The sequence below is a fragment of the Vibrio sp. 10N.222.48.A3 genome (assembly GCF_041475345.1).
Classification (GTDB): domain Bacteria; phylum Pseudomonadota; class Gammaproteobacteria; order Enterobacterales; family Vibrionaceae; genus Vibrio; species Vibrio tasmaniensis_A.
The window spans coordinates 1-4815 of sequence record NZ_JBFRVX010000694.1; the positions used below are offsets into that span (position 1 = coordinate 1).

The 4815-nt window shown below is 43.6% G+C and carries 3 protein-coding genes and 1 pseudogene; 2 read left to right on the forward strand and 2 right to left on the reverse strand.

Annotation, left to right across the window (positions count from 1 at the left end; genetic code table 11):
* The first annotated feature begins 391 nt into the window (after positions 1-391).
* Positions 392-1339: a phospholipase D family protein gene (locus AB4653_RS18525; RefSeq protein ID WP_102258036.1), complete on the forward strand. Its 948-nt coding sequence runs from the start codon at positions 392-394 to the stop codon at positions 1337-1339.
* A 261-nt stretch (positions 1340-1600) separates the two neighbouring features.
* On the opposite strand, the gene AB4653_RS18530 is transcribed toward AB4653_RS18525, so the two are convergent.
* Positions 1601-2653 (reverse strand): transposase, encoded by a 1053-nt coding sequence (locus tag AB4653_RS18530; protein WP_136975341.1) that lies wholly within the window; start codon positions 2651-2653, stop codon positions 1601-1603.
* Positions 2650-3537 (reverse strand): tyrosine-type recombinase/integrase, encoded by an 888-nt coding sequence (locus tag AB4653_RS18535; RefSeq protein WP_372104951.1) that lies wholly within the window; start codon positions 3535-3537, stop codon positions 2650-2652. The genes AB4653_RS18530 and AB4653_RS18535 overlap by 4 nt, the downstream gene beginning before the upstream one ends.
* A gap of 162 nt (positions 3538-3699) precedes the next feature.
* Between AB4653_RS18535 and AB4653_RS18540 the strand changes: the two are divergent.
* A pseudogene (locus tag AB4653_RS18540) lies at positions 3700-4756 on the forward strand (IS3 family transposase); the annotation flags it as partial.
* Positions 4757-4815 lie beyond the last annotated feature (59 nt).

Here is a 4815-nt window from a genome sequence, read left to right on the forward strand (position 1 = left end):
CTTGGATGTTGTGAGGCTAGATAAATTCTCATACTCATGAGCACATTTCATTAACTGCTTCGAAAGCATCCTTTTCAAATTCAGCCGACCTTTTTGGATTGAAGTTTTACTATTACCTCTTCTTTGCCAAGCACTTTTTTGGGTTGTGTTTGAGTTTTTAACGTAAGGCTTGGTTTTTGTGCTCGCTGGGCGTAAAGTCAAAGTAATCAACATCTTGGTATGCCACGTATCATTGTGCAATCAGCTAACAAGGCGCTAAAGACGGACTAACAAACGCTTGGCATCTTTAGCTTGGTTTAGTCGTGTGTTTAAGGTGTTTTAATTGAGTGAAGTGGTAGGTTTGTTAGCCACTTAGCTAATCGTTAGCATTATTTTCAGTTCAGAGGTAAAAATGAAAATTATTGAACAATATAGTGAGTTGGGACAAATTTTTGATGCAGTTAACGACTCCAAAATTACAATTGTCTCCGCATTTGCTAGTGGGACAGAATCAATAGTTAAAGGATTGACAGCTAGAAATAATGTGGAATTAATTGTTGGTACAATTAATTCATTTTCTTCACCAAAGTATATTGAGAATCTAATAGACTTAGAGTCTGAAAATTTAAATATTTATATGGATTTTCGCTATGCGAATAGTACACACTGGAAGCTATACTTAATTGAACCTAATGTCGTTATTATTGGCAGTGCGAATTTCACTGCACTAGGTGTTAGCTTAAAAAGAGATACGTTAGTCTTTCTAGAATCAGAAGACCTATATAATGAATATCTAACCAAAGTAGAAAATCTTAAGTCATCTCCATTAGTGCTTAACTGCCAAGAAAAGAATTTTGAGCATCAATTCGAACTATACAAGCAATCATTCTTTGAATCTCAAGCGGCAAATCAATCTGTTAAAGCAAAGTCTACTCTAGATAGCTGGTTAGCAGATGATCACAATCAAGCAATTCCTTTGTTTATCTGGGACAGAGAATTGGTCTCAGAAACATATCAGCAAGCGTTTGAGTTAATTCAAGATCAAGACCCTGAAGTTGAATCAGAAGAAAGTTATCGTCTTTCGACATATACATGTAAACCAAAAGATCTCCCGTATAGAGAGGGAAGTTTAGTTATCACTATGAGTGAAAAAGGCTCATATATCCAATTTGAAAGGTTCGACAGGATCCTTTACAAAGACGGAGTTCATTACTTGTATTCGTTTAAGGGAAAGCGGAAAAATGCGCCTTTTGATATCTCAGAAATAACTATGGGTATAAAATCTATTGTAAGTGAATTATACGATAAAGAGCAGGCGGTTTTATATCGTGAAGATATCGAATCTATAGTGAAAAAATAATGCTAACGAATAAGGATTAAGGTGTTGCGCAGCCAACACTAAATCCCAAGTGTTGAACAAGCCCGAAGCCACTCTATTAAGTAAATTGTACGATTGCATTTGAAGGGCACATCGCTTTGAGGCTTTTCTCAAGGCGAGCGAGGTCAAGATAAGATTGCGATAGCAATCTTATCAAACAGTTAGCTGTTTTTCGTTTCTTTCGTCGTCACATCTCCTCTGATTTCGCTAATGCCATTCTCCTTATTATCAAATGCCTTTCGGCTACATGGGTCGGCTTACTCCAACGCACGCCATCTCATGTGCACAGCAAGGGCATACTCGCATCGCTTTGCTCCTTACCGGTGCTGGTACTGGCGGCATCATATAGAGTAGGTTCAACAGCAACAGCTGAATACGAACTCTTAAGGCGTGTGCTTGACCACGTAAAAATCCGTAGTCTCTTACTCGCTGTAACCCTTTGGGGAGCACGTGCTGCAAAATGAGCAGCAAGAACTTAAGGATGGGCAAAGTGCGCGTTCGCCATGTATTGGTTTGGCTCTCTTTATAGCGGAACGTGACCGTATCATCGGTGATATGGATGATGTCTTCATCAGGCAACACACCACGATAGAGATAGCGAGCTAAATAGCTCAGTGCAGCCTGACCATAACCAACCTGCCTACAATCGACCACCCATTGTTTGGGAATGCCACTCGGCAGCCACAACGTTGGGTGCTGATTAATTGCTTCTAGCATTCTTGCTCGCCAGACTTTGGCTAAAGCAAATGCGTTAAAAAGGTAACGTTTGTTGCCTTTGTGCCACGTTTGTCTTGATGGGTCGTATTGGCCTGCCGCCACAATAATGTGCAGGTGTGGGTGCAAGTTTCGTTGTCGGCTGTGGGTATGCAGCACGGCTGTAAACCCAAGTTCACCTTGCATCTGCCTCTTCGCAAAGTCCTTTAAAACCCCCGACGCAACCTTAAACATACCGTTATATGTCGCTTTAGGTTGATGCCTTGCTAAAACCCTTAGTTGATACGGTATGTTTAAGGTCACCATGAAATAGTGAACAGGTAACCGCTTTTGCTGCTGACGTTGTAGCCAGTCAGAAGTGGTGCGTTGTTGGCATTGAGGGCAGTGTCGATCACCACAAGAAAGCGGTAATCGGTCGTCGTGATGGCAGTGGCTGCAAAACCACTGTGACCGACCTTGTTGCTCTGTTTTGCAACGCAGCATCGCACCAATGGCCCGATGCATATCGCCATTGAGCTGCGCATGATAGTGACGCTTAAGCGTAGAGTGGTGTTGGCGAAGCAGTTCAATAAAGGTACTCATGTAATGCTCCCCGTTAAGTCTAGAGCGTCAGTTAAATGGTTGATGGCCATCGCAGCATCGCGTTGTTTTAGCGCAGTCATTCGGGTGTAACGGGCTGTGGTATTAAGGCTTGCGTGACCCAGCAGCGTTTGCAGTGAACGCAGGTCAAGCCCTTGCTCAAGCAAGTGCGTTGCAAAGCAGTGTCTGAGAGAGTGGGGGCTGGCGTGTTTTTGGATGTCACACTCTTTGAGCACAAGCTTCATGGTTTTTTGAATACCGCCTCTGTCCATCGGTGCGTCGTCACCTTTTCCAAGCCCGGGAAACAGTAAGCGAGGGTGCTTGTGGCTGAGCCAGTGTGTGGGGAGTGCCTTAAGCGTTCGCAGAGGAAGCGGCACCATTCGGTCTTTGCCGCCTTTTCCTTCGCGTATGTGAACCCGCATCGTTTGGCTGTCGATATCGTGAACCGTAAGGTTGAGTCCTTCACCAAGGCGTAATCCCATGCTGTAAAGAGTTAAGAAGAACACTTGATAACGGGCTTGTCGCGTGTGGTTAATCAGCGAGCTGACTTGTTGCGGTGTGAGTATGTCAGGCAGTCGTTTTACCTGTGGCGGCTTGACGATATTGAGCCACTCCCACTGTTTACCCAGTGTGTAGCGATAGAAAAACTGCAAGCCATTACGATCGAGTTTAATGGTGCTCCACGAGTGGGTTTGGATAAGAGACGCAAAGAACTGTTTGAGATCGGCCGTGGTTAATGTGTCAGGAACGTGATCGAAATGAGCGGTGATCCGACGAACAGGACGAGAATAGGCATCAATGGTCGCGGGTCGTTTACCTTGCAGCTTTAGGTTGGTAAGGTGTTGTTCATAAAGGGCGTTGTAGCGTTCTAAGTCGGTGGGATTCATAAGTTACTCCTGTCAACGACCATCAGGGTGATGGTGTGACAAGAGTATGGCTTGCACTTGTTTTACTCTGCCGCGCAGCGGCTTCGTTCAACAACCTGTTTAAGACAGATTCTGTAGTTGACCCGATCTACTGGACACCTTCAATTGTAATTGGAGGTGTTTATGCCAGCTTATAAATCAGGTAAAAAACTCAACAATATCCCACGGAATTTAAGGTAATTGCCATCCGATTTTCGCTTCGAGAAGGAGCTACAGTTAAAAGCGTGGCGCTATCATTAGATATCCACCCTTATATGCTTTCTAAATGGCGAAAGGACTATCGAGAAGGGGGTATTATGGAAGATAAACGCAAGAAAAGGACTCAGATCCCGAGCCAGAAAACTGAGTCTAGTCGGATTGCAGAGCTTGAACGTCAGAACGAACAACTTAAGCTCGAGAATGACTTGTTAAAAAAATGGCAACGATTCGTTGCCCAAGAAAATCGACAAAATTCCGATTCATAGCCCATTACAAAACACGTTATTCCATAGTATTGATGTGCCGTTTTCTATCTGTTTCTAAGTCGGGTTACTACGCATGGCTTGGCAGAGAGCCAAGTCGCTATGCTCAAGAAGAGCAGGCTTTGAAGAAGCGAATAATTAAAGTGTTTTCTCAGAGTCAAGAGACCTACGGTAGTCCAAGGGTTCATGCAGAGCTTAGGCGCCAAGGAGTTTTGGTTAGCCGCAAGCGTGTGGCTCGGATCATGAGAGAGCAAGGCCTACGAGCGCGAAGTTATCGGATTTACCTAAAGATGGCCAAGCTACATCGGTTCTATCAATCGATTAAGAATATTGAAAAAGATACACCAAAACCAACGGCAGTTAATCAACAATGGTCTGGAGATCTAACGTATATAAAGCAAGGTAAACGTTGGATGTATCTAGCGGTCGTTATCGATCTTTACTCGCGTAAAATCGTCGGTTGGTCGCTTGGTAGCAAGAAGAGTACACAGCTAACGATGAGTTCGTTGAGAATGGCAATTAGAAATCGAAAGCCACAAGAGCGATTATTGTTTCATACCGACAGAGGCTCTGAATATCGAGCCCATGAAGTTCAAGCTTTACTATCAAAAAATGGAATTGTCCCGAGTATGAATCGTCCAGGTCATTGTACTGATAATGCGGAGGTGGAGTCGTTCTTTCATACGCTCAAAGGCGACATAATTAGGAAATATAGCTACGTGGCATTTTTGAACTCCCTCGAAGTAAATTCTTACTGTTTTGCATAGTAAACTAGTTG